General features: G+C 67.1%; 25 protein-coding genes and 1 tRNA gene. 8 read left to right on the forward strand and 18 right to left on the reverse strand.

Features of this window, described 5'->3' with window-relative positions; genetic code table 11:
• Nucleotides 1-50 precede the first annotated feature (50 nt).
• From I8N54_RS07155 to tig, 4 genes are all read left to right on the forward strand, one after another.
• Nucleotides 51-554, forward strand: a complete 504-nt coding sequence (locus I8N54_RS07155; protein WP_140193218.1) for a (2Fe-2S)-binding protein — start codon at nt 51-53, stop codon at nt 552-554.
• Nucleotides 551-1,555, forward strand: a complete 1,005-nt coding sequence (locus tag I8N54_RS07160) for an FAD binding domain-containing protein (RefSeq protein WP_140193217.1) — start codon at nt 551-553, stop codon at nt 1,553-1,555. Before I8N54_RS07155 ends, I8N54_RS07160 begins: the two co-directional genes overlap by 4 nt.
• Nucleotides 1,552-3,735: a xanthine dehydrogenase family protein molybdopterin-binding subunit gene (locus I8N54_RS07165; RefSeq protein WP_140193216.1), complete on the forward strand. Its 2,184-nt coding sequence runs from the start codon at nt 1,552-1,554 to the stop codon at nt 3,733-3,735. Before I8N54_RS07160 ends, I8N54_RS07165 begins: the two co-directional genes overlap by 4 nt.
• Before the next feature lie 233 nt (nt 3,736-3,968).
• A complete protein-coding gene (tig, locus tag I8N54_RS07170; protein ID WP_140193215.1) occupies nt 3,969-5,294 on the forward strand; it encodes a trigger factor in 1,326 nt (441 codons plus the stop codon).
• A 109-nt stretch (nt 5,295-5,403) separates the two neighbouring features.
• Here the strand turns inward: tig and I8N54_RS07175 are convergent, their stop codons facing one another.
• The 8 genes from I8N54_RS07175 to I8N54_RS07210 all read right to left on the reverse strand — a co-directional run bounded on the left by I8N54_RS07175 (nt 5,404) and on the right by I8N54_RS07210 (nt 11,149).
• Nucleotides 5,404-6,480, reverse strand: a complete 1,077-nt coding sequence (locus tag I8N54_RS07175) for a 2'-deoxycytidine 5'-triphosphate deaminase (protein ID WP_140193214.1) — start codon at nt 6,478-6,480, stop codon at nt 5,404-5,406.
• Nucleotides 6,481-6,624: 144 nt separating this feature from the next.
• Nucleotides 6,625-6,701: transfer RNA gene (locus I8N54_RS07180), tRNA-Pro, on the reverse strand.
• 115 nt (nt 6,702-6,816) lie between these two features.
• Entirely contained in the window at nt 6,817-7,707 is an 891-nt protein-coding gene (locus I8N54_RS07185) for a MerR family transcriptional regulator (RefSeq protein WP_140193213.1), read from the reverse strand.
• A 7-nt stretch (nt 7,708-7,714) separates the two neighbouring features.
• Nucleotides 7,715-8,017, reverse strand: a complete 303-nt coding sequence (ihfA, locus tag I8N54_RS07190; RefSeq protein WP_140193212.1) for an integration host factor subunit alpha — start codon at nt 8,015-8,017, stop codon at nt 7,715-7,717.
• 93 nt (nt 8,018-8,110) lie between these two features.
• Nucleotides 8,111-9,079: a beta-ketoacyl-ACP synthase III gene (locus tag I8N54_RS07195; protein ID WP_140193211.1), complete on the reverse strand. Its 969-nt coding sequence runs from the start codon at nt 9,077-9,079 to the stop codon at nt 8,111-8,113.
• Between the two features lies 1 nt (nt 9,080).
• The gene (gene plsX, locus I8N54_RS07200; protein ID WP_140193210.1) at nt 9,081-10,196 is read right to left on the reverse strand and encodes a phosphate acyltransferase PlsX; all 1,116 of its coding nucleotides are present in this window, start codon (nt 10,194-10,196) and stop codon (nt 9,081-9,083) included.
• A gap of 20 nt (nt 10,197-10,216) precedes the next feature.
• Complete coding sequence (gene rpmF, locus I8N54_RS07205) at nt 10,217-10,423, reverse strand: 50S ribosomal protein L32 (protein ID WP_140193209.1); 207 nt, start codon at nt 10,421-10,423, stop codon at nt 10,217-10,219.
• A gap of 159 nt (nt 10,424-10,582) precedes the next feature.
• Entirely contained in the window at nt 10,583-11,149 is a 567-nt protein-coding gene (locus I8N54_RS07210; RefSeq protein ID WP_140193208.1) for a YceD family protein, read from the reverse strand.
• Between the two features lie 85 nt (nt 11,150-11,234).
• Between I8N54_RS07210 and I8N54_RS07215 the strand changes: the two genes are divergently transcribed.
• Nucleotides 11,235-11,693, forward strand: a complete 459-nt coding sequence (locus I8N54_RS07215; protein WP_140193207.1) for an outer membrane protein assembly factor BamE — start codon at nt 11,235-11,237, stop codon at nt 11,691-11,693.
• Here I8N54_RS07215 and msrB read toward each other — a convergent pair.
• Entirely contained in the window at nt 11,690-12,082 is a 393-nt protein-coding gene (gene msrB / locus I8N54_RS07220) for a peptide-methionine (R)-S-oxide reductase MsrB (RefSeq protein ID WP_140193206.1), read from the reverse strand. The two genes, I8N54_RS07215 and msrB, sit on opposite strands and share 4 nt — an antisense overlap.
• Before the next feature lie 72 nt (nt 12,083-12,154).
• Here msrB and I8N54_RS07225 point away from each other — a divergent pair, with 72 nt between their 5' ends.
• Entirely contained in the window at nt 12,155-12,886 is a 732-nt protein-coding gene (locus I8N54_RS07225; RefSeq protein ID WP_140193205.1) for a GNAT family N-acetyltransferase, read from the forward strand.
• A gap of 7 nt (nt 12,887-12,893) precedes the next feature.
• Here the strand turns inward: I8N54_RS07225 and I8N54_RS07230 are convergent, their stop codons facing one another.
• A complete protein-coding gene (locus tag I8N54_RS07230; RefSeq protein WP_140193204.1) occupies nt 12,894-13,448 on the reverse strand; it encodes a 5-formyltetrahydrofolate cyclo-ligase in 555 nt (184 codons plus the stop codon).
• Complete coding sequence (gene mgtE / locus I8N54_RS07235) at nt 13,445-14,821, reverse strand: magnesium transporter (protein ID WP_140193203.1); 1,377 nt, start codon at nt 14,819-14,821, stop codon at nt 13,445-13,447. Before mgtE ends, I8N54_RS07230 begins: the two co-directional genes overlap by 4 nt.
• Nucleotides 14,822-14,935: 114 nt before the next feature.
• Between mgtE and guaD the strand changes: the two genes are divergently transcribed.
• A complete protein-coding gene (gene guaD, locus I8N54_RS07240) occupies nt 14,936-16,228 on the forward strand; it encodes a guanine deaminase (protein ID WP_140193202.1) in 1,293 nt (430 codons plus the stop codon).
• An 8-nt stretch (nt 16,229-16,236) separates the two neighbouring features.
• Nucleotides 16,237-16,680, forward strand: a complete 444-nt coding sequence (locus tag I8N54_RS07245) for a hypothetical protein (RefSeq protein ID WP_140193201.1) — start codon at nt 16,237-16,239, stop codon at nt 16,678-16,680.
• Here the strand turns inward: I8N54_RS07245 and I8N54_RS07250 are convergent.
• The 7 genes from I8N54_RS07250 to I8N54_RS07280 all read right to left on the reverse strand — a co-directional run bounded on the left by I8N54_RS07250 (nt 16,677) and on the right by I8N54_RS07280 (nt 26,046).
• Nucleotides 16,677-17,153 (reverse strand): CAP domain-containing protein, encoded by a 477-nt coding sequence (locus I8N54_RS07250; protein ID WP_140193200.1) that lies wholly within the window; start codon nt 17,151-17,153, stop codon nt 16,677-16,679. The genes I8N54_RS07245 and I8N54_RS07250 overlap by 4 nt on opposite strands.
• A gap of 75 nt (nt 17,154-17,228) precedes the next feature.
• Nucleotides 17,229-17,630, reverse strand: a complete 402-nt coding sequence (locus tag I8N54_RS07255; protein WP_198571758.1) for a CAP domain-containing protein — start codon at nt 17,628-17,630, stop codon at nt 17,229-17,231.
• Nucleotides 17,631-17,821: 191 nt separating this feature from the next.
• Nucleotides 17,822-19,159, reverse strand: coding sequence for an 8-oxoguanine deaminase (locus I8N54_RS07260; RefSeq protein ID WP_140193198.1), 1,338 nt, complete (start codon nt 19,157-19,159; stop codon nt 17,822-17,824).
• 70 nt (nt 19,160-19,229) lie between these two features.
• Nucleotides 19,230-20,051 carry a histidinol-phosphatase gene (hisN, locus tag I8N54_RS07265; protein WP_140193197.1) on the reverse strand — a complete coding sequence of 274 codons (822 nt, stop codon included), beginning with the start codon at nt 20,049-20,051 and terminating at the stop codon, nt 19,230-19,232.
• Between the two features lie 80 nt (nt 20,052-20,131).
• Entirely contained in the window at nt 20,132-20,500 is a 369-nt protein-coding gene (locus tag I8N54_RS07270) for a helix-turn-helix domain-containing protein (RefSeq protein ID WP_140193196.1), read from the reverse strand.
• A 305-nt stretch (nt 20,501-20,805) separates the two neighbouring features.
• On the reverse strand, nt 20,806-24,123 hold the full coding sequence (locus I8N54_RS07275) for an error-prone DNA polymerase (RefSeq protein WP_140193195.1): 3,318 nt from the start codon (nt 24,121-24,123) through the stop codon (nt 20,806-20,808).
• A 75-nt stretch (nt 24,124-24,198) separates the two neighbouring features.
• The gene (locus tag I8N54_RS07280; RefSeq protein ID WP_140193194.1) at nt 24,199-26,046 is read right to left on the reverse strand and encodes a Y-family DNA polymerase; all 1,848 of its coding nucleotides are present in this window, start codon (nt 26,044-26,046) and stop codon (nt 24,199-24,201) included.
• Between the last annotated feature and the right edge of the window lie 9 nt (nt 26,047-26,055).

Raw genomic sequence — 26,055 nt, forward strand, 5'->3', positions numbered from 1 at the left:
AGACAGCGGCGACCCTGCTGCAGAAATGCCCTTCCCGACCGGAGACGCCAATGAAAACGACACTTACCGTGAACGCGCAGTCACACAGCGTGGACCACGACCCGCGCCGCACATTGCTCGATACGCTGCGCGATGACCTCGGACTCACCGGAACGAAGAAGGGCTGCGATCACGGGCAATGCGGTGCCTGCACGGTTCTTCTGAACGGCGAGCGGGTGAATTCCTGTTTATGCCTCACGGCCATGCACGACGGCGACGAGGTCACGACGATCGAAGGCATCGGGTCACCGGAGAAGCTGTCGGCCCTGCAGAAGGCCTTCGTCGAGAAGGACGGCTACCAGTGCGGCTACTGCACGCCCGGCCAGATCATGTCGGCCACGGCCATGCTGAGGGAGATCAGCGAGGGCGCACCGTCGTACGTCAGTGACGACCTCGGTGAGTCCGAACTGACCGACGCGGAGATGGCCGAGCGCATGTCGGGCAACCTTTGCCGTTGCTCCGCCTATCCGCTGATCCGCGAAGCGATCGCCATGGCGTCGGAGGTCAAGGAATGAGGCCGTTCGACTTTCAACGCGCAACCACGCCCGGCGACGTCGCGGCGGGCCAGATCATCGCCGGCGGGACCAACCTGCTCGACCTGATGAAGATCGAGGTGATGACCCCCGACGTGGTGGTCGACATCACGAAACTCGACGGGATGTCTGAGATCTCGGTTGACGGCGATGGTCTTCGGATTGGCGCGCTCGTGACCAATACCGCGCTTGCCAACGACCGTCGCGTCCGGGCGGGCTGGCCGCTGCTGTCGCGGGCGATCCTTGCCGGGGCCTCCGCCCAGATCAGGAACAAGGCGACGACGGGCGGCAACCTGCTCCAGCGCACCCGGTGTCCGTACTTCTACGACACGTCTCAGGCCTGCAACAAACGCAACCCGGGCGAGGGCTGCGCGGCTCAGGGTGGCGCGGGTCGCATGCTGGCCCTGTTCGGGACGTCGGAACACTGCCTTGCCGCTCATCCCTCCGACATGGCCGTCGCACTCAGCGCACTGCAGGCGGATGTCGAGATCCGCACTGCTGGAGGCGAGACGCGCCGCGTTCCGATGCACGATTTCTACCGCGGCCCGGGTGACAGGCCCGATATCGAGACCGCGCTCGAACCGGGCGACCTCGTCACGGCGGTCATCCTGCCGGCCCCGCAGACCGGCAGCCGCCAGACCTACCGCAAGGTGCGCGACCGGGCGTCCTACGCATTCGCGCTGGTCTCGGTCGCGGGGGCGGTCACGATGGATGGCGACACGATCAGCGACCTCAGCCTCGCCTATGGCAGCGTCGCGCCGCATCCGTGGATGAACCACGACGTGATCGAGATGCTCAAGGGGCAGACCGCGTCGATCGAGCTGTTCGAGCGCGCGGCGGACGTCCTGATCCCGGACAGCGCGCCGCATCCCGACACGGACTACAAACGCACTCTCCTGCGCCGCACCTTCATCGCGACAATGCGCCAGCTCACCGGGCTCGCGGAGACCGCAGGCACAGACATCGCGAGGAGCGAGGCATGACATCCAAGTTCACGATGGACGAACCGCAACCGCGGCTTCTGGACGAAACCGGACAGGGTGTGATCGGCACGCCGATGGACCGTACAGACGGGCCGAAGAAGGTCTCGGGCACGGCGGAGTATTCCGGTGATCATAGTGTCGAGGGCATGGCGCACGGGGTGCTGGTGCGGGCCACCATTTCGCGCGGCAAGGTCCGGAGCATGGACACCGACGCCGTGAAGTCGATCGAGGGCGTGATCGACGTCATCACCGATCCGCGCCTGATCCGGAACCCCGCGCAGGGCATGGCGGGGGAGGCACCCGTCCAGCCGGGCGACGAGGTTCATTACCACGGCCAGCCGATCGCACTCGTCGTCGCCGAAAGCTTCGAGGCGGCCCGCGATGGGGCGCAGCGGCTTGTCGTCGACTACGAGGTCGAAGAGGCCGCGTCCGCGCCCGACGAGACCCCGGACACCGAAGTCTCCGATCCCGTGACGGCAGGCGACTTCGACGCCGTCTGGTCGTCAGCCGAGGTCAAGGTCGACCGCAACTACACGACACCGTCGCAGGTCGCCGCCGCGATGGAACCACATGCCGCGCTTGCCGAATGGTCTGGTGACACCGTGACCCTGCGGAGCTCGCTCCAGATGATCCGGTTCAACAAGGCGGAACTGGCGGATTCGCTTGGCATCGACCCGAGCAAGGTGCGCATCCTCGCGCCCTTCGTCGGCGGTGGCTTCGGCTCCAAGCTTGGTCTTGGACCGGAAGCTGTGGCGGCGGCGGTCGCTGCGCAGAAACTCGGTCGTCCGGTGCGGGTCGTCATGCCCCGTCAGACCGTGTTCGATGCGATCCTGCGTCGGTCGGAGACCGCGCAGCGTGTCAGGTTCGGCGCGGGCAAGGACGGTCGTATCACGGCGATTTCTCACGACGACCGCGTCTCGAACGTCGACGGAGAGGGCTTTGCCGAACCCGTCAGCCAGGCGTCGCAGTTCATCTACGGCGCCGACGGGCTGAGCTTCACGCAGACGCTTGCGCGGATCGCGGCGACGCCGACCGGCTCGGTGCGTGCGCCGGGTGAAGCGGTGGGCATGCTGGCCTTCGAGGCGGGCGTCGACGAACTTGCCGATACACTCGGCGTCGATCCGTTGCAGTTGCGGCTCGAGAACCTGCCCGACAAGCACCCGATGGATGGCCGCGACTATAGCACCCGCCGGCTGGCCGACTGCCTCAGGGACGGGGCCGAACGGTTCGGCTGGTCCGACCGTGGCCCGGCCGGATCGAAGCGGGACGGCGACTGGCTGATCGGTATGGGCATGGCCTCTGCCGCGCGCGCCAACATGCTGATCCAGTCGGCGGCTCGCGTCCGGCTGACCGGGGACAAGGCCATCGTCGAGACCGACATGACCGACATCGGCACCGGGACCTACACCATCCTCGCGCAGATCACGGCGGAGATGCTGGGTCTGCGGCCGGACCAGGTGGAGGTGCGGCTCGGCGATTCCGACCTGCCCGGCGCGTCCGGCTCCGGCGGATCGTTCGGCGCCAGCTCCGCCGGCTCGGCCACCTTCCTCGCAGCCAGGAAACTGCGGGAGCAGATCGCGGAGAAGCTCGGCTGCTCCGAGGACGATCTGACCCTGCAGGGCGGGCGTGCCCGTGGCGACAACCACGAATCGGCGCTGTCCGAACTCATCACGGAGGAAATCGTCGGCGAGGCGAGCATCGAGGCCGGCAAGACGGCCGAAAGCCACTTCTCCGCCGGGTTCGGCGCGCATTTCGCCGAAGTCGCGGTCAACGAGTGGACCGGGGAAGTCCGCGTCCGCCGGATGCTCGGCGTTATGTCGATCGGTCGTATCCTGAACGAGAAGACGGCCCGTAGTCAGGCCCTCGGCGGTATGATCTGGGGCATTGGCGCGGCGCTCACCGAGGAGATGGAGAGCGACCGGCGGGACGGCCACATCGTCACCCGCGACCTGGCCAACTACCACGTTCCGGTCCACGCCGACGTCCCCGGAGACATGCAGGTCGTGTTCCTCGAGGAGCGCGACGACTGGGCCAACCCGATCCAGAGCAAGGGGGTCGGCGAACTCGGCATCTCGGGCGCCGGTGCGGCGGTGATCAACGCGATCGCCCACGCAACTGGCCACCGGGTCTATGACTACCCCTGCCACCCGGACCGCGTCCTCGCGGCCATGGGTGTGTAACCTATTGGCAGGCGGCCTTGTCCGGGAGCCGGGCAGGGCCGCCCTTGCAGGAGATCGAAGCCACCCCTCTCGCAGGTCCGGCATCCGCGCGGAGCTTCGGCGGAGCGCCTCCGGGGCCATTGGGCCTGACGAAATAGGGGTTGAAGGCCCCTCCTGCCGCAACTAGAACACGCCGAATTCGACAGGGTCCCCTGACCGGCGGGGCCTTTTGTGCGCCCAGATCGAGGAAGACCATGCAAGTCACCGAAACCCAGAACGAAGGCCTGAAACGCGGCTACCAGATCACGCTGACCGCGGACGAGCTGGAACAGAAGGTGCAGGCCAAGCTCAAGGAAGCTCAGCCCGACATCGAGATGAAGGGCTTCCGGAAGGGCAAGGTCCCGATGGCGCTGCTCAAGAAGCAGTTCGGCCCGCGCATCATGGGCGAAGCGATGCAGGAAAGCATCGACGGCGCCGTGACCTCGCACCTCGAGGAAACGGGCCACCGCCCGGCGATGCAGCCGCAGATGGCGATGTCGAACGAAGACTGGAAAGAGGGCGACGACGTCGTCGTCGACGTCAGCTACGAGACGCTCCCCGAGATCGAAGAGATCGACTTCTCCGACATCGAGATCGAGCGTCTGGTCGTGAAGGCGGACGAGGCTTCGGTGAACGAGGCGCTCGAGAGCCTCGCCAAGAACGCTCAGTCCTTCGAGACGAAAAAGGGCAAGGCCGCCGACGGCGACCAGGTCGTGATCGATTTCGTCGGCAAGAAGGACGGTGAAGCGTTCGAAGGGGGCTCCGCCGAGGATTACCCGCTGACGCTCGGCTCCAACTCCTTCATCCCCGGCTTCGAAGAGCAGCTGGTTGGTGTGAAGGCCGGTGACGAGAAGTCGCTCGACATCACCTTCCCCGAGCAATACCAGGCCGAGCACCTCGCCGGTCAGGCCGTCGTCTTCGACGTGACCGTCAAGGAAGTGAAGAAACCCGTCGACGCCGAGATCGACGACGAACTCGCCAAGAAGTTCGGTGCCGACGACCTCGACGCGCTGAAGGCCCAGATCACCGAGCGTCTTGAGGCCGAGTACAAGGGCGCTTCGCGCTCCGTCGCCAAGCGGTCGCTGCTCGACGCGCTCGACCAGCGGGTCAACTTCGACCTGCCGCAGAGCCTCGTCGATGCCGAAGCCAACCAGATCGCGCACCAGCTGTGGCACGAGGACAACCCCGATCACCACGGCCACGACCACGGTGAGATCGAGACCACCGAAGAGCACGTGAAGCTTGCCGAGCGTCGCGTGAAGCTTGGCCTGTTCCTCGCCGAGATCGGCCAGAAGAACGAGATCCAGGTCTCCGACGCAGAAATGACGCAGGCCGTCATGACGCAGGCTCGCCAGTACCCGGGCCAGGAGCGCCAGTTCTTCGAGTACGTCCAGCAGAACCCGCAGATGCGCCAGCAGATCCAGGCGCCGATCTTCGAGGACAAGGTCGTCGACATGATCTTCGACAAGTCCAAGGTCACGGAGAAGGAAGTCTCCAAGGAAGAGCTGCAGGAAGCGGTCGAAAAGCTCGACGACGAGTGATCGCGGGGCCTCCGAGGCCGTAGAAATGACGAACGCCCCTGCAGGAGACTGCGGGGGCGTTTTCATTTGATGGCGATGGATTGTCCGGCAACTGCGCCGGCGGTCGGCCTCAGACCGCGCGGAAGTGCTTGGACAGCTTCAGCCCCTGTCCCTGGTAGTTCGAGGCGATACCGCGCCCATAGAGCTGCTCGGGCTCTTCCGACATCTTCTCGTACAGCAGACGTCCGACGACCTGCCCGTGCTCCAGCACGAAGGGCGCCTCGTGGCACCGGACCTCGAGCACGCCGCGTGAGCCGCCGCCGCCCGCCGAGGCATGGCCGAAGCCGGGGTCGAAGAAACCGGCGTAGTGCACCCGGAACTCGCCCACCATGGCAAGGTAGGGCGCCATTTCGGCGGCGTAGCCGGGTGGGATCGTCACCGCCTCGCGGCTGACGAGGATATAGAATGCGCCGGGGTCGAGGATCAGGCTCCGCCGGTCGGTGTGCAGCGGCTCCCAGAACTCCGACGGCTCGTAATGGCCGATCCGGTCGAGGTCGATGACCCCCGTGTGCGGTTTGGCGCGGTAGCCGACGAGTGTGCCCTCGGACGGGGCGAGGTCGACGGAGAAGCCGAGCCCGTCGTCGATCACCGGATCGCCGTCCACGAGCGGCTCTGACGCATGGAGCGCCATCAACGCGGCGTCGTCCAGCCGGGCCTCGCCCCGCCGCAGGCGTAGCTGGTTCAGCCGCTGGCCGGCCCGCACGAGCACAGAGAAGGAGCGAGGGCAAATCTCGGCATAGAGTGGCCCCTTGTAGCCGGGTTCGATCCGGTCGAACTCGGTCCCGCCATCGGTGATCGTTCGCGTCAGAAGATCGAGCCGCCCGGTCGAACTCTTGGCGTTGGCAATGGCCTGAAGGTCGTTGGGCAGCGACAGCCGCTCCATCAGCGGCACGACGTAGACGCAGCCCTTCTCCAGCACCGCGCCGTCGGTGAGGTCGACCCGGTGCATCTCGAACTCATCCAGCCGTTCGGCGACCTTCCGCCCCCGTCCGGCGAGGAAGGAGGCGCGTACCCGGTAGGCGGTCGTGCCGAGACGGAGGTCGAGGCTCGCGGGCTGAATCTGGCCGTCGACGAGCGGTTGATCGAGGCCGATCGCATCGTCCCCGATCAGCGCGGCGATCTGCCGGTCGGATAGGACCCCTGTCATGCGCGCACCCCGTGGCTGGCCTGCTGTCACGCCCGCGCCGGGCGCGGGATTTCCGTGTGGTTACGGGGCGGCGTTTCGCGATGCAAGCACACCGGCGGCCCCGGCGGGGTGCCGGATGCGGAAAAGGTAGCGATGTGATTGAAATGGTCGGGCTAGCAGGACTTGAACCTGCGACCTTCCGTCCCCCAGACGGACGCGCTACCAGGCTGCGCCATAGCCCGACGTGAGGGGCGTTCTAGCGGTTTTGCGGCGCGGTGCAACCCCGGAAAACACTCCGTCGCGGCACTATTCTTCCGGGTAGCGGATCCTGTCGTGCTCGGTGCCGCGCGGGGCGGATCAGGCGCGCGCGAGCTGCAGCTGTTCCAGCCGGACGAGCGCGGCTGCGGCGTCCTTCGGGCGACTGACGGTGGCGACAAGCGACAGCAGGCCGGGGCCGGTTGCCGCAACCTCGTCCGGGTCGTCCGCGATGGTCGACAGGGCAATGGCGAGCGGACCTTGGACCGGTTCAGGCTCAGGCTCCGCTTCGGGGGGCTGGGCCGGCTCGTCCGGAACGACGGGCTCCTCGACCGGGGCTTCGGCGGCCTCGACAAGAGGATCTTCCGGGGTGTCCTCCGCAGCGACCGGAGGCGCCAGTGCGGGTGGGTCTTCGGCGGGTGGATCCTCGACAGGCAGCTCGTCGGCTTGAGACTGGTCCTCGGCCATGGGCGCGTCCGCGTCGGGGGTGTCGGGTTTGGCGTCCGTATCCGCATCCGGCGTATCTTCGCTCTGTCCAATGCCGCCCGTGCGGCGCAGGAACGCGGGAAGCTCGTTGCGGGGCAGGGGAACGACGTTGGACGGCGTCTCTTCCGCGACCTGCTCGGCCGCAGCCTCCGTCTCGGTTTCCGGCTCCGGTGCGGACGTCGCGTCGACCGCGTCCGTCGCTTCACCGTCGAACAGGCCCTCCTGCGGCCCGGATGCCGGGTCGGCCATGCCGGCCACGTGGCGAATACCCTTCTCGCGCAGTAACTTCTGCACGCCCTTGATGGTCATCCCATCGTCGTGCAGCAGCGCCTTGATGCCGCCGAGCAGGGCGACATCGTCGGGGCGGTAATAGCGCCGCCCACCGGCCCGCTTGACGGGCTTCACCTGTGGAAACTTGCTCTCCCAGAAGCGGAGAACGTGGGCCGGGGTGTCCAGCTTCTCTGCGACTTCTGAGATTGTGCGGAACGCGTCGGGGGACTTGTTCATCGCGGGATCAGGCCTTGTTGCCGGCCGCCACCTTGTCCTTCATCAGGTGCGAGGGGCGGAAGGTGAGGACCCGGCGAGGGTGGATCGGAACCTCTTCCCCGGTTTTCGGATTGCGTCCGACGCGGGCGGCCTTGTCGCGGACGGCGAAGGTGCCGAACGAGCTGATCTTGACCGTCTCGCCCGCGGCCAGCGCGTCGGAGACATGGGTGAGGATGCTCTCGACAAGGTCGGCACTGTCATTGCGGGACAGGCCCACTTCGGCATGGACTGCCTCGGCGAGATCCATACGTGTCAGCGTCTTGTTGGACATTGCGGCCCCCCGTGATTTGACCGGAGCTTGGCGTGACAGAATTTGGGAGTCAATATCAAGCCCTTGGGCCGGCGTCTTAATGTAGGTTTCCGCCTACCAGCGCAGGACGACCGAACCCCAGGCCAGACCGCCGCCGATCGCCTCCGTGACGACGAGGTCGCCGGGCTTGATCTGGCCACGCTCCACGCCGACCGACAGGGCCAGCGGGATCGACGCGGCGGAGGTGTTCCCGTGGTCCTGAACGGTTACCACGACCTTGTCCATCTCCAGCCCGAGCTTCTTGGCCGTCGACTGGATGATGCGGATGTTGGCCTGATGCGGGACGACCCAGTCGACGTCCTCATGTCCCAGACTGGCCTTTGCAAGCGCGGCATGTGCCGTCTCGGCCAGCTTCTCGACCGCGTGGCGGAAGACCTCGCGGCCCTGCATCCGCAGGACGCCGGAGGTGCCGGTGGAGATGCCGCCATCGACATAGAGCAGGTCGCGGTAGCGCCCGTCGGAGTTCAGGTCGGTGGACAGAATGCCGGGATCGTCGCTGGTGCCGGCGTGGTCTTCCGCCTCCAGCAGCAGCGCACCGGCGCCATCGCCGAACAGCACGCAGGTGGAGCGGTCGGTCCAGTCCATGATCCGGCTGAAGGTCTCCGCCCCGATCACCAGCACGCGGCGCGCCTGGCCCGAGACGATGAGCGCGTTGGCGTTGGCGAGCGCGTAGACGAAGCCGGCGCAGACCGCCTGGACGTCGTAGGCGAAGCCCTTCGTCATGCCGAGCGCGTTCTGAACCATAGTTGCGGCGGAGGGGAAGGTGAAGTCGGCTGTGGAGGTCGCGAGGATGATCGCGTCGACATCGGCGCCGGTCATACCGGCATTCGCAAGCGCCGCCTGTGCCGCCTTCGTGGCCAGCATCGACGTCGTTTCGCCCTCGGCAGCGAAATGGCGGCGTTCGATCCCCGAGCGGGAGCGGATCCATTCGTCGGACGTATCGAGTGACTTTTCGAACTCGGCGTTCGGGACGATTCTTTCGGGCAGGTAATGCCCGACCCCTTTGACCACCGCTCTCAGCATTTCAACGTGTGCCAGTGCCTTCAGTTCTTGTCCGCTCTCCATCGGGACCGGTCAGCGCCGCAGCGGATGCGACGCGGGCGGCCAGCCTGTCGGAGAAACCGGAGCTGGCAAGGCGATAGGCCAGTTTGACCGCCGCCGCAACTCCAAGCGCGTCGGCAGAGCCGTGGCTCTTGACCACGGTGCCGTTCAGACCAAGGAAAACCCCGCCGTTCGCGCGGCGCGGGTCGATCCGTTTCTTGAAGCGGTTGAGCGACGTCATCGCGAGCAGGGCGGCGATCTTCGACAGCGGCGTCTTGTTGAACGCCTCGCGCAGCAGGCCGGAGATCATGGAGGCGGTGCCTTCGCCGGTCTTCAGCGCGATATTGCCGGTGAAGCCATCCGTGACGATCACGTCAACCCGGTCGGAGGGGATGTCGCCGCCTTCGACGAAACCGACATAGTCGAAATCGGCGAGCGGCGCGGCGCGGCCGATCAGGTCGTTGGCGACCTTCAACTCGGCGCGGCCCTTGTGCTCTTCAACGCCGACGTTGAGCAGGCCGATGCGTGGCCGCTCGATGCCCAGACCGTTGCGGGCATAGGAAGCGCCCATCATCGCATAGGTGAGCAGATCGTCCTGATCGGCGCGCACGTCGGCGCCGACGTCGAGCATCAGGTTGAAGCCACCGGGATTGCGAGAGGGCCAGAGGCAGGCGATGGCAGGACGGTTCACGCCTTCCGCCTTGCGCAAGCGCACCATCGAGACTGCCATCAGCGCGCCGGTGTTGCCGCAAGAGACGCAGGACTGGGCCTCCTTGTCGCGCACCGCGTCGATGGCGGACCACATGGACGTGCCCTTGCCATGCCGCATGACGTGGCTCGGCTTGTCGGTCATGTCGACCACGCCCTCGGCATGGCGGATCGTGACGCGATCGCCGATCTTGCGCTTGGCGACCAGCGGCGCGAGCGTGTCTTGCGGTCCGTGCAGGAGGATGCGGGCTTCCGGTTCCTTCTCGAGAAACCGCGCAAGGCCGGCGACCACGACCGCAGGGCCCTGGTCCCCGCCCATCGCGTCCACAGAAATGACGATACCCCCTGCCGCGGGCAGGGGGTTGTTCGTCTCTGGATCGGTGTTGGTCATAGAACTACGACCCCGCAGACTTACGCCGCGTCGTCGTCCAGCTCGACCTCGTCGGCAGCCGCGACAATTTCACGATCATTATAGTGCCCGCAGGAGGGGCAGACGTGGTGCGGGCGCTTCAGCTCACCGCAATTGTCGCATTCGTTCGGGTTCGCGCCGGACAGCGCGTGATGGGACCGGCGCCAGTTGCGGCGGGCCTTCGATACCTTATTCTGAGGTACAGCCATGTCTCAACCTCGGGCTTGTTAGGGGCCTGTCATGGCCACGTGTTCGGAGAAGCTCGTCAGAGCGATACCGGCGGGCCATAGAGGATTCCCTGTGCCGTGTCGAGCCGGGTTCGCACAAGGATCACGAAAAATACGCAAAATTCCGTATCGCACCGGCGGTCACTCGCCTTTGCCGTCGTCGCCACCACCGTTCGACAGCTTGTCGCGCAGCGCGGCCAGACCGGCGAAGGGTTTGACATCCTCATCCGAAAGCGGCTCGACCCCGGGTTCGGCGAAATTCGCTTCCTCGAGCGCCGCACCTTCGGACCGGGGGTAGGCGGGCAGGGACAGCGCGAGCGCTTCGAGCGCGACCGTGTAGAGGTCGAGCGTCGCCGGAAGCGGCTCGCTCGTGTCGTCATCGGGCATCTCGACTTCTGTGCCGCCCTCGGGCTCGGACATCCGGGAGAGGTAGCTGCGCGAGGCGCTCTCCTCGATTCGCGTGGTCACGGGGTCCAGCGTCACGACACAGGCCTGCACGACCGTCGCCCCGAGCTTGCCGGTCAGCTGCCAGTCGGTTTTGCCGAGCGGAGAAAGCTCCGCCTCGAAGCGAAACTTCTTCACACCTTCGATACCGAGCGTGTCCGCAATCGCCGCGCGACCGGCCGCATCGGGCTCAAGCCTGTATCTGGACGTCTTCCGGCCAGGCAGATCGGCCAGCCGCACCGCCTCGGTCGGGAGGTCGCTCATGGCGGATGCTCCTTGTAATGTTTACACATCCTGATGTAATCGGCCTAATTGCCGGGCAAAGCCAGCACAAGGGGGCGACACCAGCATGGCCAACGGACGAAACCTGCGACGCGCCGCACTTGTTGCCGGTCTCTTCCTCGCGACGGCCTGCTCGCCGATTTATCGCACACATGGCTTCGTGCCGACGGAATCGGACCTCTCGGTCCTCGAGCCCGGCGTCGACACCCGGGAGTCCGTCGCCGACCGCATCGGCCAGCCGACCGCCGGCGGCGTTCTGAACAACAGCGGCTTCTACTACGTCCAGAGCCGGTTCCGCCATTTCGGCCCGCTCGAGCCGGAAGAGATCGACCGCGAGATCGTCGCGATGAACTTCGATGGCGGCGGTGTGCTGCGTAATGTCGAGCGGTTCGGGCTGGAGGACGGCCGCGTCGTGGCGCTGTCCCGGCGCGTGACCGATGACGGCATCCGCGACACGACCTTCCTCCGTCAGCTCATCGGCAACATCGGGCAGATCGACGCCTCGACGCTGCTCGGCGAGAACTAGTCCTTCGCCTCGAAGTCGAGCGCGACCCCGTTGATGCAGTAGCGCAGGCCCGTGGGCTGCGGCCCGTCCGGGAACACGTGCCCGAGGTGCGCCTCGCAGCGGTTGCAGTGCACTTCGGTGCGCCGCATGAAGAGCGAGCGGTCTTCCTTTTCACCCACCATGTCGCCGTCGAGCGGCTGCCAGAACGAGGGCCAGCCGGTGCCGCTTTCGAACTTGTGGGCCTGGTCGAACAACGGCGCGCCGCAACAGACGCAGCGGAATACGCCGTCTTCCTTCGGGAAATCGTCGTGGGTGCCGGCACGCTCGGTGCCATGCTTGCGCGTCACCTTGTAGGCCAACGGTGAGAGCTGTTCGCGCCACTCGCCGTCGGATTTCATGACCTTGTCCATTCTGGCGTCTATCCTTTCGTCACGTTCCGTCCTTATCTAGGTAGTGAAGCGGCGCACGCAAAGGAGGCGCGGATGTTGACGAGGGGGCGCTACCGGGCACGGTTCGCCGAGACCGCCGAAGACCTTCGTGCGGCGCAGACCCTGCGTCACCTCTGCTTCCGTGGCGGCGAGGGACTGGACGCGGACCGGTTCGACGCGCTCTGCCATCATGTTCTTGTCGAGGATACGCTCAGCGGGCGTCTCTCCTGCTGTTTCCGCCTTATGCCGCTCGCCGGCGGCGCGGAGATCGGCGACAGCTACAGCGCGCAGTTCTACGGCCTCGACGCGCTGCGCAGCTTCGAGGGGCCGATGGTCGAGATGGGCCGGTTCTGCATCCACCCCGAGGCCCGCGATGCCGACGTGCTCCGCGTCGCCTGGGGCGCGATGACGCGGTTCGTCGACGACAACGGGGTTGAGCTGCTGTTCGGCTGCTCGTCGTTCCGGGGGACGGAGGCGTCGAGCTACCTCGAAGTGTTCGACATGCTTGCGGCCCGGCATCTCGCGCCGAAGCGGTGGTTGCCGCGCGTGAAGGCGAAAGACGTCTTTCGCTTCGCCGAGCGGCTGCGCCGCAACCCGAAGCCAGACCGAAAGGCGGCACTCGACCGGATGCCGCCGCTGCTGAAGACCTACCTCTTGATGGGGGGGTGGGTGTCGGACCACGCCGTCGTGGATCGCGACATGAACACGCTGCACGTCTTCACCGGGCTCGAGATCGCGTCGGTGCCTCCCGCCCGGGCGCGCGCGCTGCGTGCGATCGCGGGGTGAGCGGCCTTCAGGGCTCGATCACCTCGGTTTCGGTAACGATCATGTCGAGCGGCTGATCGGTCGGCTCTGTCGGGACTTCGTCGACTTCCTGCGCGGCATAGGCGAACCCCATGGCCAGCACCGCGCCATTGGCCCGAAGCAGGGCGATCGTGCGATCGTAGAAGCCGCCGCCGTAGCCGAGCCGTCGCCCGGCGCGGTCGAAGGCAACAAGCGGGACGATCAGGATTTCAGGCGTCATCAGCTCGGGCTGAATCGGGATCTCCGCGCCGTACTGGCCGGCCTGCATCTCCGCATCCGGTTCCCACCTGTGGAAGTCGAGCGGCTGCCCATTGCCGAGGATGACAGGCACGCCCACCGGTCCGTGCGCGGCGGCCTCCTCCATCGCGGGGCGGGGGTCGATCTCCGTGCGGATCGCCATGTAGCCCGCGAGCGGTACCCCCCGGTGTCCGGCGAGGACCGAGGACAGGACACCGGCGGCGCCGTCGCTCATCTCGTGCGCGGCGCGGCGGTGCTTCAGCGCGTTGTGGCGGAGTTCCGCCTTGCGAAGGGCGAGATCGCTCACAGCAGCACCACGGCGGCGAGGCCGAGGAAGGCGAAGAAGCCGACGACGTCCGTCACGGTGGTAACGAAAGCGCCCGAGGCGAGCGCGGGGTCGATGCCGAGCTTCTCCAGCACGACGGGAATGACCGTGCCGGCGAGCCCGGCGATCACGAGGTTGATGACCATCGCGGCGGCGATAACCACGCCGAGCAACGGTTCCCCGAACCAGAGTATCCCGATGATCCCCATCACCACGGCGAAGATCAGCCCGTTGATGAGCCCGACGAGAACCTCCCGCCGGATGACCCGCAAGACGTTCGACCCGGTAAGGTCCTTCGTCGCGATGGCGCGCACCGCGACGGTCAGCGACTGCGTGCCCGCGTTGCCGCCCATCGAGGCCACGATCGGCATCAGCACAGCAAGGGCGACCAGCCCGGCGATCACGTCCTCGAACAGCGAGATGACGAGCGAGGCGAGGATCGCGGTCACCAGGTTCACCGCGAGCCAAGGAAAGCGCTGCCGCGTCGTGGTGACGACCCGGTCGTTGACCGTGTTCTCGCCGACGCCGGCGAGGCGCAGCAGATCCTCGGCGTTCTCCTCGGCAAGGACGATCATGGCGTCGTCGATCGTGATCACGCCGACGAGCCGGCCGTCCTCGTCCACGACAGGGGCGGAGATCAGGTGGTACTGGTTGAACGCATAGGCGACCTCTCCCTCGTCCTGCTCGGCGGGGATGGTCGTGAACATCTCTTCCTTGATGTCGAACAGCTTCACGTCGCGCCGGGACGACATGAGCCGGCCGAGCGTGACGTTGCCGACCGGCTTCATCCGCGGATCGACGAGGATCACGTGGTAGAACTGGTCGGGCAGTTCGTCGGGATGGGCGCGCAGGAAGTCGATCATCTCGCCCACGGTCCAGTGCTGGGGCGCGCGGACCGTCTCCACCTGCATCAGGCGGCCGGCGGATTCCTCGGGGTAGGCGAGGGCCTTTTCTACCGCCACCCGGTCCATCGGGCCCAGCAGTTCGAGGACCGCTTCCTGCTGGTCCTCGTCGAGATATTCGACGAGGTCGACGACATCGTCCGATTCGAGCTCGCGGACCGCTTCTGTCAGCTCCTGCGGGGTAAGGTAGCCGAGGATCTCCTCGCGGACGTTATCCTCGATCTCCGACAGGATCTCGCCGTCGAGGCCACCCTTCCAGATTTCCAGCAGGTCGCGGCGTTCGTGCGGCTCGATCTGTTCGAGAAAGTCGGCGATGTCGGCCGCGTGCAGCGGCTCCATCAGCATGTCGATATCTTCGCCGTTACCGGCTTCGATCGCGTCCCTGACTTTCTGGAAGAGCTCCGATTTCAAGGCGTAGGCGTCTTCTCCGATCTCGATGACGTCTTCGGCCATTTCGCCCCCTTGGATACCGCTTCGGGAGCATAGAGCCGATCACGGTGGCTACAACCTCGACCGGGCAACAATCGCAGATTTACGCCGGGCGGAGCCGCGCCTAACTTGCCCGCCATGAGTTCACATCTCCTTCTGGGTCAGACCCTCTCCTTCATCGCCGATCCATTCACGTTGCCCTGGCAGGATTGTGTCCGCCACGAACGTCGCGGCGGCGTCCTGATCCGTGACGGGCTGATCGCGGACGTGGGGCCGGGCGATGCGCTGCGCGCCGCGAATCCGGAGGTTGCCGTCACCGACTACGGCGATGCGCTGATCACGGCCGGGTTCGTCGATGCACACATGCATTATCCCCAGACCGGCATGATCGCGAGCTGGGGCAAGCGGCTGATCGACTGGCTCAACAGCTACACGTTTCCGGAGGAAATGCGCCTCGGCGATCCGGCCTATGCGGCCGAGACGGCGGCGACGACTCTCGACCTCGCGCTGGCGCACGGCACGACGAGCCTCTGCAGCTTCTGCACGATCCATTCCCACTCGGTCGACGCCTTCTTCGGCGCGGCGGAGGCGCGGGGCATGCGCACCATCGCCGGACGCACGGCGATGGACCGCAACGCGCCCGACGGCCTGCGCGACGATGCGCAGAGCGCCTATGACGAGAGCGCGGCGCTGCTGGCAAAGTGGCATGGTCGCGGTCGCGCAGTCTACGCGATCACGCCGCGCTTCTCGCCGACTTCGACACGCGAACAGCTTGAGGCACTTGGCGCGCTCTGGGCGGAGCATCCCGACGCTCTGATGCAGACCCACCTGTCGGAGCAGGTCGACGAAGTCGCCTGGGTGCGCGAACTCTATCCCGAGGCTCGCGATTACCTCGACACCTATGAGCAGACCGGCCTTCTGGGGGAACGTGGCCTCTATGGTCATGCCATCCACCTCGAGCCGCGCGAGATCGACCGGCTGGCCGACGTCGGCGCGGCCGTTGTGCATTGCCCGACGTCGAACACCTTCATCGGCTCGGGCCTGTTCGACATGGCGGGGCTCAAGGCGCGGGGTATCTCGGTCGGCCTCGCCACCGATACCGGCGGCGGGTCGTCGTTCTCGATGCTGCGCACGATGGCGGCAGCCTACGAGATCGGCCAGCTGCGCGGCGCCGCGCTGCACCCGGCGCAGCTCATGTGGCTGGCCACCGAGGGGTCGGCGAAGGCGCTGCATCTCGAGGGCGTCATCGGTCACCTGGGCGCCGGTGCGGAGGCCGACCTTGCGGTGATCGACCTTGCCTCGACACCCGCCATCGCGCAGCGAGCCGCGAGGGCCGAGGCGTTCTGGGAGCTTCTGTTCCCGACGATCATGATGGGCGACGACAGGGCGATCCGCGCGGTCTGGGTCAACGGCGCCGAGGTTCCGCGATGAGGTCCCTGATGCTCGGGTTCATTGCCGCGATCCTGTCCGGCGCGATCATCGGCAGCGGCTTCCTGCCGTGGCTCGCGCTCGGCCCGCTCTACGAGGCGACGCTGTTCGACGTCGTTCGCCAGGATCCCGGACAGGTGGTCGACAGCCTGACATCCGGCAACGTCTCACCGCTGGCGTGGCTGTTCGTGCTGAGCTTCCCGCTTGCCCTGGCATCGGTGATGTTCAACGTCACGCGCTATCGACGCCTGCTGTCGCTGGTCACCGGTCTGTTTCCGGTCATCTGTGCGATCGGCGCCGTGTTCGGCCTGCGCGACCGGGTGCGCGACCTTCTCGGACAGGTGCCCGATGTGCCGGGCCGTCTGGTCGAGGTGATCGGGCAGGGCGTCTGGGTCTATGTCGGCGCAGGGGCGCTGTTGCTTATCCTGTCGCTCGTCGCCTCCGGCCGGCGCTAACAGGGCGCCGCCACGTCGAGAACCCAGTAGCCGTCCACGCCAGCGATGCCGTAGTGCGTGACGTCGGGGTGGAGCATGTTCCGCCGGTGCCCGGCCGAATTCATCCAGCCGTCCAAAACCGTACTGTCGTCCGGTATCCCCCAGGCGATGTTCTCGGCGAGCACCGAGTAGCAATAGCCTGCGGCGGAGGCGCGCTGCGCGAACGACCCGCCGCGGGGGCCGATGTGCGTGCGCGTGTCGCTCCTCGCCATGTAGGCGGCATGTCTCGCGGCCGCACGGCTCAGCCGTCGGTCTTCCGTCATCGGCGGCAGCCCAGCCGACGCCCGAATGGAGTTCAGCGTCCGCCGCACGTCGGAGGTCGACATCCGTGCCTGCGTCGCATTTCCCTCGTTCGAGGGGGGTGTTGGTGCTGCCGTGGTGCAGGCACACAAGGTGCCCAGCATCGCGGCAGCGAGAGTCTTCCGGCCTTTCATGGCGCTCTCCTCTTCAGTCCGAGTGCCCCACCCAGAGAAGAGGATAGCGTCATGGTTGTGCGGGCCAACGGTGACCTAGCGTTCGGTCCCCAGGATCAGCACCCACGTGTCATCGGTCCGGCCGATGCCGAAATCCTCGGCCTGCGGGGCAAGAATGACTTCCCGATGCGTGGTGCTGTTCATCCAGGCGCGCACGACTCCGGCACTGGTCTGGTAGCCTTCGGCGATGTTCTCACCGACCCAGGAATAGTCGTATCCGGCTTCCAGCACCCGGTCACCGACCCGACGACCATCGACATCGACATGCAGGTTGTCGCCGTTGTCGATGTGGAGACCACTGGCGACGATCGCGCCGCTGTAATCCTGGGCTACGTTGTTGAGGGTTCTGTGAGAGATGACGGGCGTCAGTTCTCCACGGGCATCGTTCAGGACAAGTCCGAACTCGGTTCGGTCGACTTCCGGCATCGAGACGGACAAGGTGGACTGGACCCCGGCAACAGCCGGGAGGGACGGCTGTATGGGGCTCCCGTCACTGCTTCCAGTGCTGCAGGCAGCGAGGAAGGTGAGGGCGCTCAGCGGTTTTAGTCGCATTTACGGTTAGTTCCCTGACTTCGTTCAAGTCAGTTACACCACCGCAATTGGATCAATTCGGGACGCGATAGGGATAGTTAACGGGCAACATTAAGTGCGAGGCGCCGCGCATTGGACACGATCTCACCAAGATCGGCGCTCAGCAGACGGCCGTCTCCGACGATCTGGCGGCCTTCGACAAAAAGGTCGCGAACCCGCTGGGGACCAGCCAGCAAGAGCGCTGCGGCGTCCCAGCTGCCCGCGCTTTCGATTGTCGAGACGTCCCAGATCGCGAGGTCCGCCCGGTAGCCCGGCACGATCCTGCCGCATTCACCACCCCGACCAAGGACCTCCGCCCCACCGCGTGTAGCAATATCAAGGGACAAGCGCGAAGACATGGAATCGGCGCCGTTGGCGACACGTTGCAACAGCATGGCCTGCCGGGCCTCGTTGACGAGGTTTCCCCGGTCGTTGGAGGCCGAGCCGTCCACGCCGAGCCCGATCCGCACCCCGGCGTCGAGCATCGCCCGCACCGGGGCAATGCCCGAACCAAGTCGGCAGTTCGAGCAGGGACAATGGGCGACGCCGGTCTTCGTGCGCGCGAAGAGCCCGATCTCGTCCGGGTCGAGCTTCACGCAGTGAGCGTGCCACACATCGGGCCCGGTCCAGCCGACCTGCTCGGCATAGTCGCCGGGCCGGCAACCGAATGTGGCGAGTGAATAGGCGACATCCTCGTCATTCTCGGCGAGGTGAGTATGCAGCATCACGCCCTTGTCGCGGGCGAGCGCGGCGGTGTCCCGCATCAGCTCCCGGCTGACCGAAAACGGCGAGCAGGGCGCGAGGCCGACGCGCAGCATCGAACCGGGCGAGGCATCGTGAAACCGGTCCACGACGCGGATGCAGTCGTTCAGGATGTCGGCCTCCGCCTCGACGAGGCTGTCGGGAGGCAAGCCGCCCGCGCTCTCGCCGATGCTCATCGAGCCACGGGTCGGGTGAAACCTCAGTCCGATCTCCCCGGCGGCGGCGATCGTGTCGTCGAGCGTCGCGCCGTTGGGATAGAGATACAGGTGGTCCGACGTCATCGTGCAACCCGACAGCGCGAGTTCGGCAAGCCCCAGCTGGGCCGAGACGAACATCTCTTCGGGGCCGAACCTCTCCCAGATCGGATAGAGGGTTCTCAGCCAGCCGAAGAGCAGCGCATCCTGACCGCCGGCAACCGCCCGCGTCAGCGACTGGTAGAGGTGATGGTGCGTGTTCACGAGGCCCGGAGTCACGACGCAGTCAGTCGCGTCGAGCACGGTTGCGTCGCCGGGTTCGGTGACGGTGCCGACCTCGACGATCACGCCATCGCGTATCAGGATGTCGCCCGGGTACTCGCTGCGATCGTCGTCCATCGTCAGGATGGCGGTCGCGCCGCGGATCAGGGTCGCGGTCACCGGAGCGTGCCGCCGCTGCAGACTCGTGTTCTCATCCGGCGATCATGCGCCAAGGCCGGAGCGACGGCAATCAGCTCCCGATCTCGCGTTGCAGGATGGCGAGCGCCTCTGCGTGGACCTCGGGGTTGGCGGCGGCGATCACGCGCCCGCCATCCTTGGCGCTGCCGCCGGTCCAGTCGGTGACGATGCCGCCGGCTGCCGTGACGACCGCGAGCGGGGCTTGGATGTCGTAGACCTGAAGCCCCGCCTCGATCACGAGGTCGACCTGACCAGTGGCGACGAGGGCATAGCCGTAGCAATCCATCCCGTACCGGGTCAGCCGTGCGGCGCCCGCGACCGCGTGAAAGGCGCGGCCATCCTCGGGAGAGCCGACTTCGGGAAAAGTGGTGAGCACCGTCGCCTCCGACAGCGGTCGGGCGGCGCGCGTGCGCAGCGGGTGCGTGCCGGACGGGCCGGTCACCGTGGCGCGGCCCAAGCCGCCCTCGAACCGCTCGCCGATGAAGGGCTGATCGACGATGCCGTAGATCGGGCCGTCGGCGTTCGCGATGGAAATCAGGACGCCCCATGTCGGCGTGCCGGAGATGAACCCCCGCGTGCCGTCGATCGGATCGAGCACCCAGGTCAGACCGGACGTCCCAGGTTCGGTGCCGTATTCCTCACCAAGGATGCCGTCGTCGGGTCGCTGCGCCTTGATGATCGCGCGCATGGCGCGTTCGGCGGCCTTGTCGGCTTCCGTCACCGGATCGAAGCCGGCGTCGAGCTTGTTGTCGGCTTCGAGGCTGGTGGAGCGGAAGTGGCGCAATGTCTCGACGCGCGCGGCATCGGCGCAGGCGTGCGCGGTCGCAACGATGCTGTCGGCCTCGGCGGGCGACGTTATCGGGGTGTCGGGCATAGGAAGTCTCCGCCGTCTGATCCGGGTGGGAGTGACCAGACGGCGGGTATCGCAGGGTCTCGCACCGCGTCAAGCGATGGTCAGGCGGCCTCGCTCAGGACGCGGGCCAGTTCGAACAGGCGTTTACGCTGGTTCTCGGGGATCGCGTAGAAAGAGCGCAGAAGCTCCAGCGCTTCGCGGTCGTTCAGGATGTCGCCGGGCAGGTCGTTGGCGCCGGCGGCCTTGTCCGACTGTTCGAGCCCGTCGAAGAAGAAGTCGATCCCGACGCCGAGCGCATGTGCGATGTCCCACAGACGAGAGGCGCTGACGCGGTTGGTGCCGGTCTCGTACTTCTGAATCTGTTGAAACTTGATACCCACGCTCTCCGCCAGCTGCTGCTGAGTCGTGCCGTTCATCCAGCGGCGGTGCCGGATGCGCTTGCCGACATGAACATCTACGGGATGCTTCATCTTCCAAATTTCCTTTTTTCTTTTTGCCGCGCCGGGGGAGGGAGCCAGTCGCGAGGTTATCCTAGTTGTGTTTGCAACACGTAGACGAGGGACACGCAACGGTTGCATGGGGCAGCCTGCACTTAAGAACAGGCTTTTCTGCACTGCGGAAACAATTTCAGGTTGTTTTTGGTTCCGCAAGTTCGTGGAGAGCTATTCTTGTGGCACTTTCGAGACGCGCTTGATTCGCCTTGTGATGCGGTGGACGCGGTGAAGGCCGGCACTCGCACCGTGCCCGCATGGGTTGCGGCACGGGCGGGCCGTCGTCAGTGGAAATCCCGGCTTTTCGGGATGATGCGCACATCTCTCGGGTGGGTCTGGTTCGGCGATCGGGCCGATCCCTGCACGGGACGGTCGACCTCGTCGGCATGCGACCGGGCGGGCAGAAGCCCGGAGGGGGCGAGGCGGTAGAGCGCATCGGAACGGTCCTCCAGCCTCTGTGCGACGACGTGGATGATCTCGACGTCTCTTTGCACGTAGCCGTGGACGACCAAAAGACGGGACTGCATCACAACTTTGCGAAATTGCTCAAGCACTTTGGGCCAGACGACGAGGTTGGCGCTGCCGAACTCGTCCTCGAGCGTGATGAAGCAGACCCCCTTGGCGCTGCCGGGCCGCTGGCGGATCAGCACGAGCCCGGCGAGCTTCAGTTTCTGCCAGGGGCGGGTGCCGTCGAGTTGCGCCGTCGAGGCGTAGCCCTGTTTCGACAGGCTCGTGCGCAGGAAGGCCATCGGGTGCTTCTTCAGTGACAACCGCAGTGTCTGGTAGTCGGCCACGACCTGCTCGCAGACCGGCATCGGCGGCAGGCCGAAGGGCCGTTCCTCGCCCTCGTCGCGGGAGTCGCGGAACAGCGGCAGGTCGGGCGCGTCGCGCAGCCCCTTCGCGTCCCACAGCGCCTGGCGGCGGTCGATGAACATCGAACGCATGGCATCCGCTTCCGCCAGACGGCGGATCACGGGGACGGTCAGCCCGCCGCGTTCCTGCAGGGATTTCATGTCGCGGAACGGCACATCCCGGCCATCGACCAGCTTGCGGGCCATGTCCTCCCTCATGCCGCCGACCTGCCGCAGGCCGAGCCGGACGGCGAAGAACCCCTCGTAGGTCGGCTCGAGGCTGTTGTCCCAGTCCGAGAAGTTGACGTCCGGAGGGCGGACCTCGACCCCGTGCTCCTTGGCGTCGCGGACAAGCTGGGCCGGGGCGTAGAAGCCCATCGGCTGGCTGTTGAGGATCGCGGCGCAGAACGCGTCGGGGAAATGACACTTCAGCCAGGAGGAGACGTAGACCAGCTGTGCGAAGCTCGCCGCGTGGCTTTCGGGGAAGCCGTATTCGCCGAAACCCTTGATCTGGTCGAAGCAGCGGCGGGCGAAGTCCTCCTCGTAGCCGCGCTTGACCATGCGGCCGACCATCTTGTCCTGCAGAAGCTCGATCGTGCCCCGGCTGCGGAAGGTGGCCATCGCCTTCCTCAGCTCGTTCGCCTCGGCGGGGGAGAACTCCGCCGCTTCGATGGCGATCTTCATCGCCTGTTCCTGGAAGATCGGCACGCCGAGGGTGCGGCCGAGGATGTTCTTCAGCTCCGACGGGTCGTGCGGCGCGCCGGGGGAGGGATATTGCACCGGCTCCTCGCCCGAGCGGCGGCGCAGGTAGGGATGGACCATGTCGCCCTGGATCGGGCCGGGGCGGACGATCGCCACCTCGATGACGAGGTCGTAGAACTGCCGCGGCCGCAGGCGGGGCAGCATGTTCATCTGGGCCCGGCTCTCGACCTGGAAGACGCCGATGCTGTCGCCCTTGCAGAGCATGTCGTAGACGCGGTTGTCCTCCTTCGGGACGGTGGCGAGCGTCCATGTCTGCCCGTAATGCGCTTCGATCAGGTCGAAGCACTTGCGGATGCAGGTCAGCATCCCGAGGGCGAGGATGTCGACCTTCAGGATGCCGAGCGCGTCGATGTCGTCCTTGTCCCACTCGATGAAGGAGCGGTCGGGCATGGCGCCGTTGCCGATCGGCACCGTCTCGGTCAGTGGCCGTTCGGTCAGGATGAAGCCGCCGACATGCTGGGACAGGTGGCGCGGCATGCCGATCAGCTGGCGGGCGATGATGATCGTCCGCCGCAGCACCGGGTCGGTGAGGTCGAGCCCGGCTTCGCCGACGTGCTTCTCGCCGACGTCGGTGCCCCAGCTGCCCCAGACGGTCTTGGCGAGCGCCCCGGTGACGTCCTCGGACAGGCCCATCACCTTGCCCACCTCGCGGATCGCCGAGCGCGGCCGGTAGTGGATCACCGTCGCGCAGAGCCCGGCGCGGTCGCGGCCGTACTTCTTGTAGATGTGCTGGATCACCTCCTCGCGGCGCTCATGCTCGAAGTCTACGTCGATGTCGGGCGGTTCCTTGCGTTCTTCCGAGATGAAGCGCTCGAACAGGAGCTGGTGTTGGGCGGGGTCGACCGCGGTGATGCCGAGCACGTAGCAGACGGCCGAGTTCGCCGCCGAGCCGCGTCCCTGGCAGAGGATCGGCGGTTCGCTCTCGTCCCGCGCGAAGCGGACGATGTCGTGGATCGTCAGGAAGTAGCGGGCGATGTCGAGCTTCTCGATCATCGCGAGCTCCTTCGTCAGCGTGGCCTGGGTCGCGAGGGGGATGCCCTCCGGGTAGCGCGTCGCCGCGCCCTCCCAGGTCAGCTGCTCGAGGTAGGCCTGGGGCGGCATGTCCTGCGGGATCACCTCGCGCGGGTACTCGTAGGCGAGCTCCTCGAGGTCGAAGTTGCAGGCGTCGGCCACCGCGCGGGCGGCGGCGATGGCGTGGGGCCATTCGTTGAACAGGCGAACCATCTCGGACGGCGCTTTCAGGTGGCGCTCCGCGTTCTGCTCGAGTCGCCATCCGGCTTCGGTGAGCGTGCACTTGTGGCGGATGCAGGTCATCACGTCCTGCAGCGGCCGGCGCGATGGCGCGTGGTAGAGCACGTCGTTCGTGGCGAGGATCTGCAGCCCCGTCGCCGTCGCGATCGCGTCGAGCCGGTTGATCCGCGCCCGGTCGTCGGCCCGGTAGAGATAGGCCGCCGCGACGTGGCCGAGCGTCGGGAGGTGGCGGCAGAGGTGCGGCAGGGCGCGGCTGAAGGCCTCGAGGTCGGTCGGGGGAATGACGATCAGCTTCGTGCCCTCGGCATGGGCGGCAAGATCGTCGAGCGTCAGGTCGCAGATGCCCTTGGCCTGCCAGTTGCCGTCCGGGTCGTGGCGACGGCCCTTCGAGATCAGGCGCGACAGACGGCCGTAAGCCTCCCGGTCGGTCGGGTAGGCGAGGAAGGTCTCGCCCGTGACCAGCCGGATGCGGCAGCCGATCACCGGGCGGAGTTTCGCGGTTTTCGCCTCGGTATGGAGCCGCACGACCCCGGCGAAGGAATTGAGGTCGGCGATGCCGATCGCGTCGTAGCCCTGTGTCCAGGCCTCGAGCGCGAAATCGGTGGCATCCGACGCACCGCGCAGGAAGGAGAAGCAGGAGACGAGGCCGAGCTCGACGAAGGGCGCGCGGGCGTTCTTCGTGAACCCCTCGCCGTCGGGCAGGCTGTGTTTCGGGTGGCGTTCTTCCGTCTCAGGCATCGCGCGCGCCCGATTTTTCGGAGAAAAATCGATATCGGATTTTCGCCGAAAATCCTTCTTCGAAGACAACACGCATCAGGTGAAGATCCCGTGAACGAACCAGCGCGGCTCATCGCCTCGCCCGTCCCCCAGCACCCCGTCCCGGTAGAGCCAGTAGCGCCGCCCGTGCTGGTCTTCGATCCGGTAGTAATCACGCAGCCGCACGCCGGGCCGGTCCGCCCACCATTCCGGCGCGATCCGCTCCGGTCCCGCGAAACGCACCACCCGGTGCGTCAGTCGCCGCCAGGCGAACTGCGCCGGTGGCCCCTCGGGCACGGCATAGAGCACGGCGATCTGCTCGGGCGGCTCCAGCAGCCGGGCCGGGCGCGGTCGGGGCTCCGGCTCGGGCCGGCGCCGGCCGGGGGCGAGCGCAGGCAGCCAGTGCTCGCGCCGCTCGGGCACGTGGCTCTCGCGCAGCAGCGGGCGGCGGACGGCGGGTGCGCCGAAACGGGCGGTCAGCCGGTCGGTCAGCCGCGCGACCTCCGCCCCGTCGTCGGCGCCGCCGTCGAGCCGGGTCTGCACCTGGTCCATCTCCTCGGCGACCGAGGCGTCGAGCGTGACGAGGTCGAAACCGAAGCCGGGATCGAGCCGGTCGAGCCGCCCCTCGAACAGTTTCGCCACGTGGGGCGCGTCCCGCGTCGCGCGGGATGTCGCAACCTCCACGCGCGAGACCTCGCCGTCGGTGCGGTAGACCGTCAGCGTCACACGCCGCGCGCCGAACCCCTCGGCGGCGAGGCCCTCGCACAGCTCCTCCGCCAGCGCGGGAATGTGCGGCGCGGGATCCTCGACCGGTTCGGGAAGCCGCGCGGTGACGCCGAAGCGCGGCGGGTCCTCGGGCGGCTGGACCGGCTCCGGCAGGCGGCCCATCATCTGGTCGAGCCGCATCAGCGGGTTCTGGGCAAGGTCGGCGCGGGCGAAGCGGCGGGCGAGGGACAGGCGGGGCACCCCGGCCAGCGCCCCGACCGTCTTCAACCCCAGCCGGTCGAGCAGAAGCACCGTGTCCGCGTCGACCCGAAGGGCCCGCGCGGGCAGGTGCGCGACACGGGCGTCGAGCGCCTCGGGCGGGCAGGTCTCGCGCACCCCGCCGAAGCGCGCGAAGGCCCAGGCCGCGCCGTGGGTCGGCGCGGTGGCGAGCCCGGCGGACAGGCCGAGGCGCGAGAGTTTCTCCTCCATGTCGCGCAGCATCAAAGCCTCGCCGCCCCAGAGGTGGTCCGAGCCTGTCGTATCCATCACCAGCCCCGCCGCGCCGTCGAGCGCGGTCCACGGGCACCAGCGCCGCGCCCAGAGCATCAGCTTCTGCAGCGCCATCCGGTCACCCTGCAGGTCGGCATAGTCGAGGTGCATCTCCGGGCAGAGCGCGCGCATGTCGACGACCCGTGCCCCGCGCGAGATGCCGGCCTGCTCGGCGGCACGGTTGGTGGCGTGGATCACCGGCCCGTGAGTCCCCTCGACGGCGAGCGCGGCTGGCAGCTCTTCCGGAGGCGCCTCATGCCGGGCGGCGAGGATGCGCTGCCAGCGCTCGATCGAGAGCCGGGGCAGGTGGATGCAGGTGATGCGTCGCGCCAGCGGATCGCGCTCTGCCGGGGGGGCGACTGCGCCGCCCGGGGCGGCGGCACCCGCCCGCCCGGCCACAGGACGTCCCGGCAGGTCGCCGTCCCGCCCCGCCCGCCAGCGGGGCCGGCCGACGGGCGTGAAGGGATCCTCGCGCCGCTCCGGCTCCGGGCCGGGGGTGCGCTGGCGCTCCGTCGCCATGGCCCGGGCGAGCGCCTCCATCGCCCGGGCGAGGTCGTCCGGGTCGGCCCGTGGCGGGGACGGTTGCGGTGGGGACGGTTCGGCGGGAGGCCGGGGAAAGGCGAGGACCGGCAGCTTGTCCTCGCCCTTCATCGGCCGGGG

The sequence above is a fragment of the Pelagovum pacificum genome, from assembly GCF_016134045.1.
Classification (GTDB): domain Bacteria; phylum Pseudomonadota; class Alphaproteobacteria; order Rhodobacterales; family Rhodobacteraceae; genus Oceanicola; species Oceanicola pacificus_A.

Excerpts from the sequence above, each read along its gene's own strand:
- I8N54_RS07160 (WP_140193217.1), top strand. The coding sequence starts at position 551 with ATGAGGCCGTTCGACTTTCAACGCGCAACCACGCCCGGCGACGTCGCG.
- I8N54_RS07275 (WP_140193195.1), bottom strand. The coding sequence starts at position 24,123 with ATGCCTGAGACGGAAGAACGCCACCCGAAACACAGCCTGCCCGACGGC.
- I8N54_RS07175 (WP_140193214.1), bottom strand. The coding sequence starts at position 6,480 with ATGACAGGGGTCCTATCCGACCGGCAGATCGCCGCGCTGATCGGGGAC.
- I8N54_RS07280 (WP_140193194.1), bottom strand. The coding sequence starts at position 26,046 with ATGAAGGGCGAGGACAAGCTGCCGGTCCTCGCCTTTCCCCGGCCTCCC.
- I8N54_RS07250 (WP_140193200.1), bottom strand. The coding sequence starts at position 17,153 with ATGAAAGGCCGGAAGACTCTCGCTGCCGCGATGCTGGGCACCTTGTGT.
- I8N54_RS07225 (WP_140193205.1), top strand. The coding sequence starts at position 12,155 with ATGTTGACGAGGGGGCGCTACCGGGCACGGTTCGCCGAGACCGCCGAA.
- I8N54_RS07155 (WP_140193218.1), top strand. The coding sequence starts at position 51 with ATGAAAACGACACTTACCGTGAACGCGCAGTCACACAGCGTGGACCAC.
- I8N54_RS07210 (WP_140193208.1), bottom strand. The coding sequence starts at position 11,149 with ATGAGCGACCTCCCGACCGAGGCGGTGCGGCTGGCCGATCTGCCTGGC.
- tig (WP_140193215.1), top strand. The coding sequence starts at position 3,969 with ATGCAAGTCACCGAAACCCAGAACGAAGGCCTGAAACGCGGCTACCAG.
- I8N54_RS07270 (WP_140193196.1), bottom strand. The coding sequence starts at position 20,500 with ATGAAGCATCCCGTAGATGTTCATGTCGGCAAGCGCATCCGGCACCGC.
- hisN (WP_140193197.1), bottom strand. The coding sequence starts at position 20,051 with ATGCCCGACACCCCGATAACGTCGCCCGCCGAGGCCGACAGCATCGTT.
- mgtE (WP_140193203.1), bottom strand. The coding sequence starts at position 14,821 with ATGGCCGAAGACGTCATCGAGATCGGAGAAGACGCCTACGCCTTGAAA.
- ihfA (WP_140193212.1), bottom strand. The coding sequence starts at position 8,017 with ATGTCCAACAAGACGCTGACACGTATGGATCTCGCCGAGGCAGTCCAT.
- I8N54_RS07215 (WP_140193207.1), top strand. The coding sequence starts at position 11,235 with ATGGCCAACGGACGAAACCTGCGACGCGCCGCACTTGTTGCCGGTCTC.
- I8N54_RS07245 (WP_140193201.1), top strand. The coding sequence starts at position 16,237 with ATGCTCGGGTTCATTGCCGCGATCCTGTCCGGCGCGATCATCGGCAGC.
- plsX (WP_140193210.1), bottom strand. The coding sequence starts at position 10,196 with ATGACCAACACCGATCCAGAGACGAACAACCCCCTGCCCGCGGCAGGG.
- msrB (WP_140193206.1), bottom strand. The coding sequence starts at position 12,082 with ATGGACAAGGTCATGAAATCCGACGGCGAGTGGCGCGAACAGCTCTCA.
- I8N54_RS07185 (WP_140193213.1), bottom strand. The coding sequence starts at position 7,707 with ATGAACAAGTCCCCCGACGCGTTCCGCACAATCTCAGAAGTCGCAGAG.
- I8N54_RS07165 (WP_140193216.1), top strand. The coding sequence starts at position 1,552 with ATGACATCCAAGTTCACGATGGACGAACCGCAACCGCGGCTTCTGGAC.
- I8N54_RS07195 (WP_140193211.1), bottom strand. The coding sequence starts at position 9,079 with ATGCTGAGAGCGGTGGTCAAAGGGGTCGGGCATTACCTGCCCGAAAGA.
- rpmF (WP_140193209.1), bottom strand. The coding sequence starts at position 10,423 with ATGGCTGTACCTCAGAATAAGGTATCGAAGGCCCGCCGCAACTGGCGC.
- guaD (WP_140193202.1), top strand. The coding sequence starts at position 14,936 with ATGAGTTCACATCTCCTTCTGGGTCAGACCCTCTCCTTCATCGCCGAT.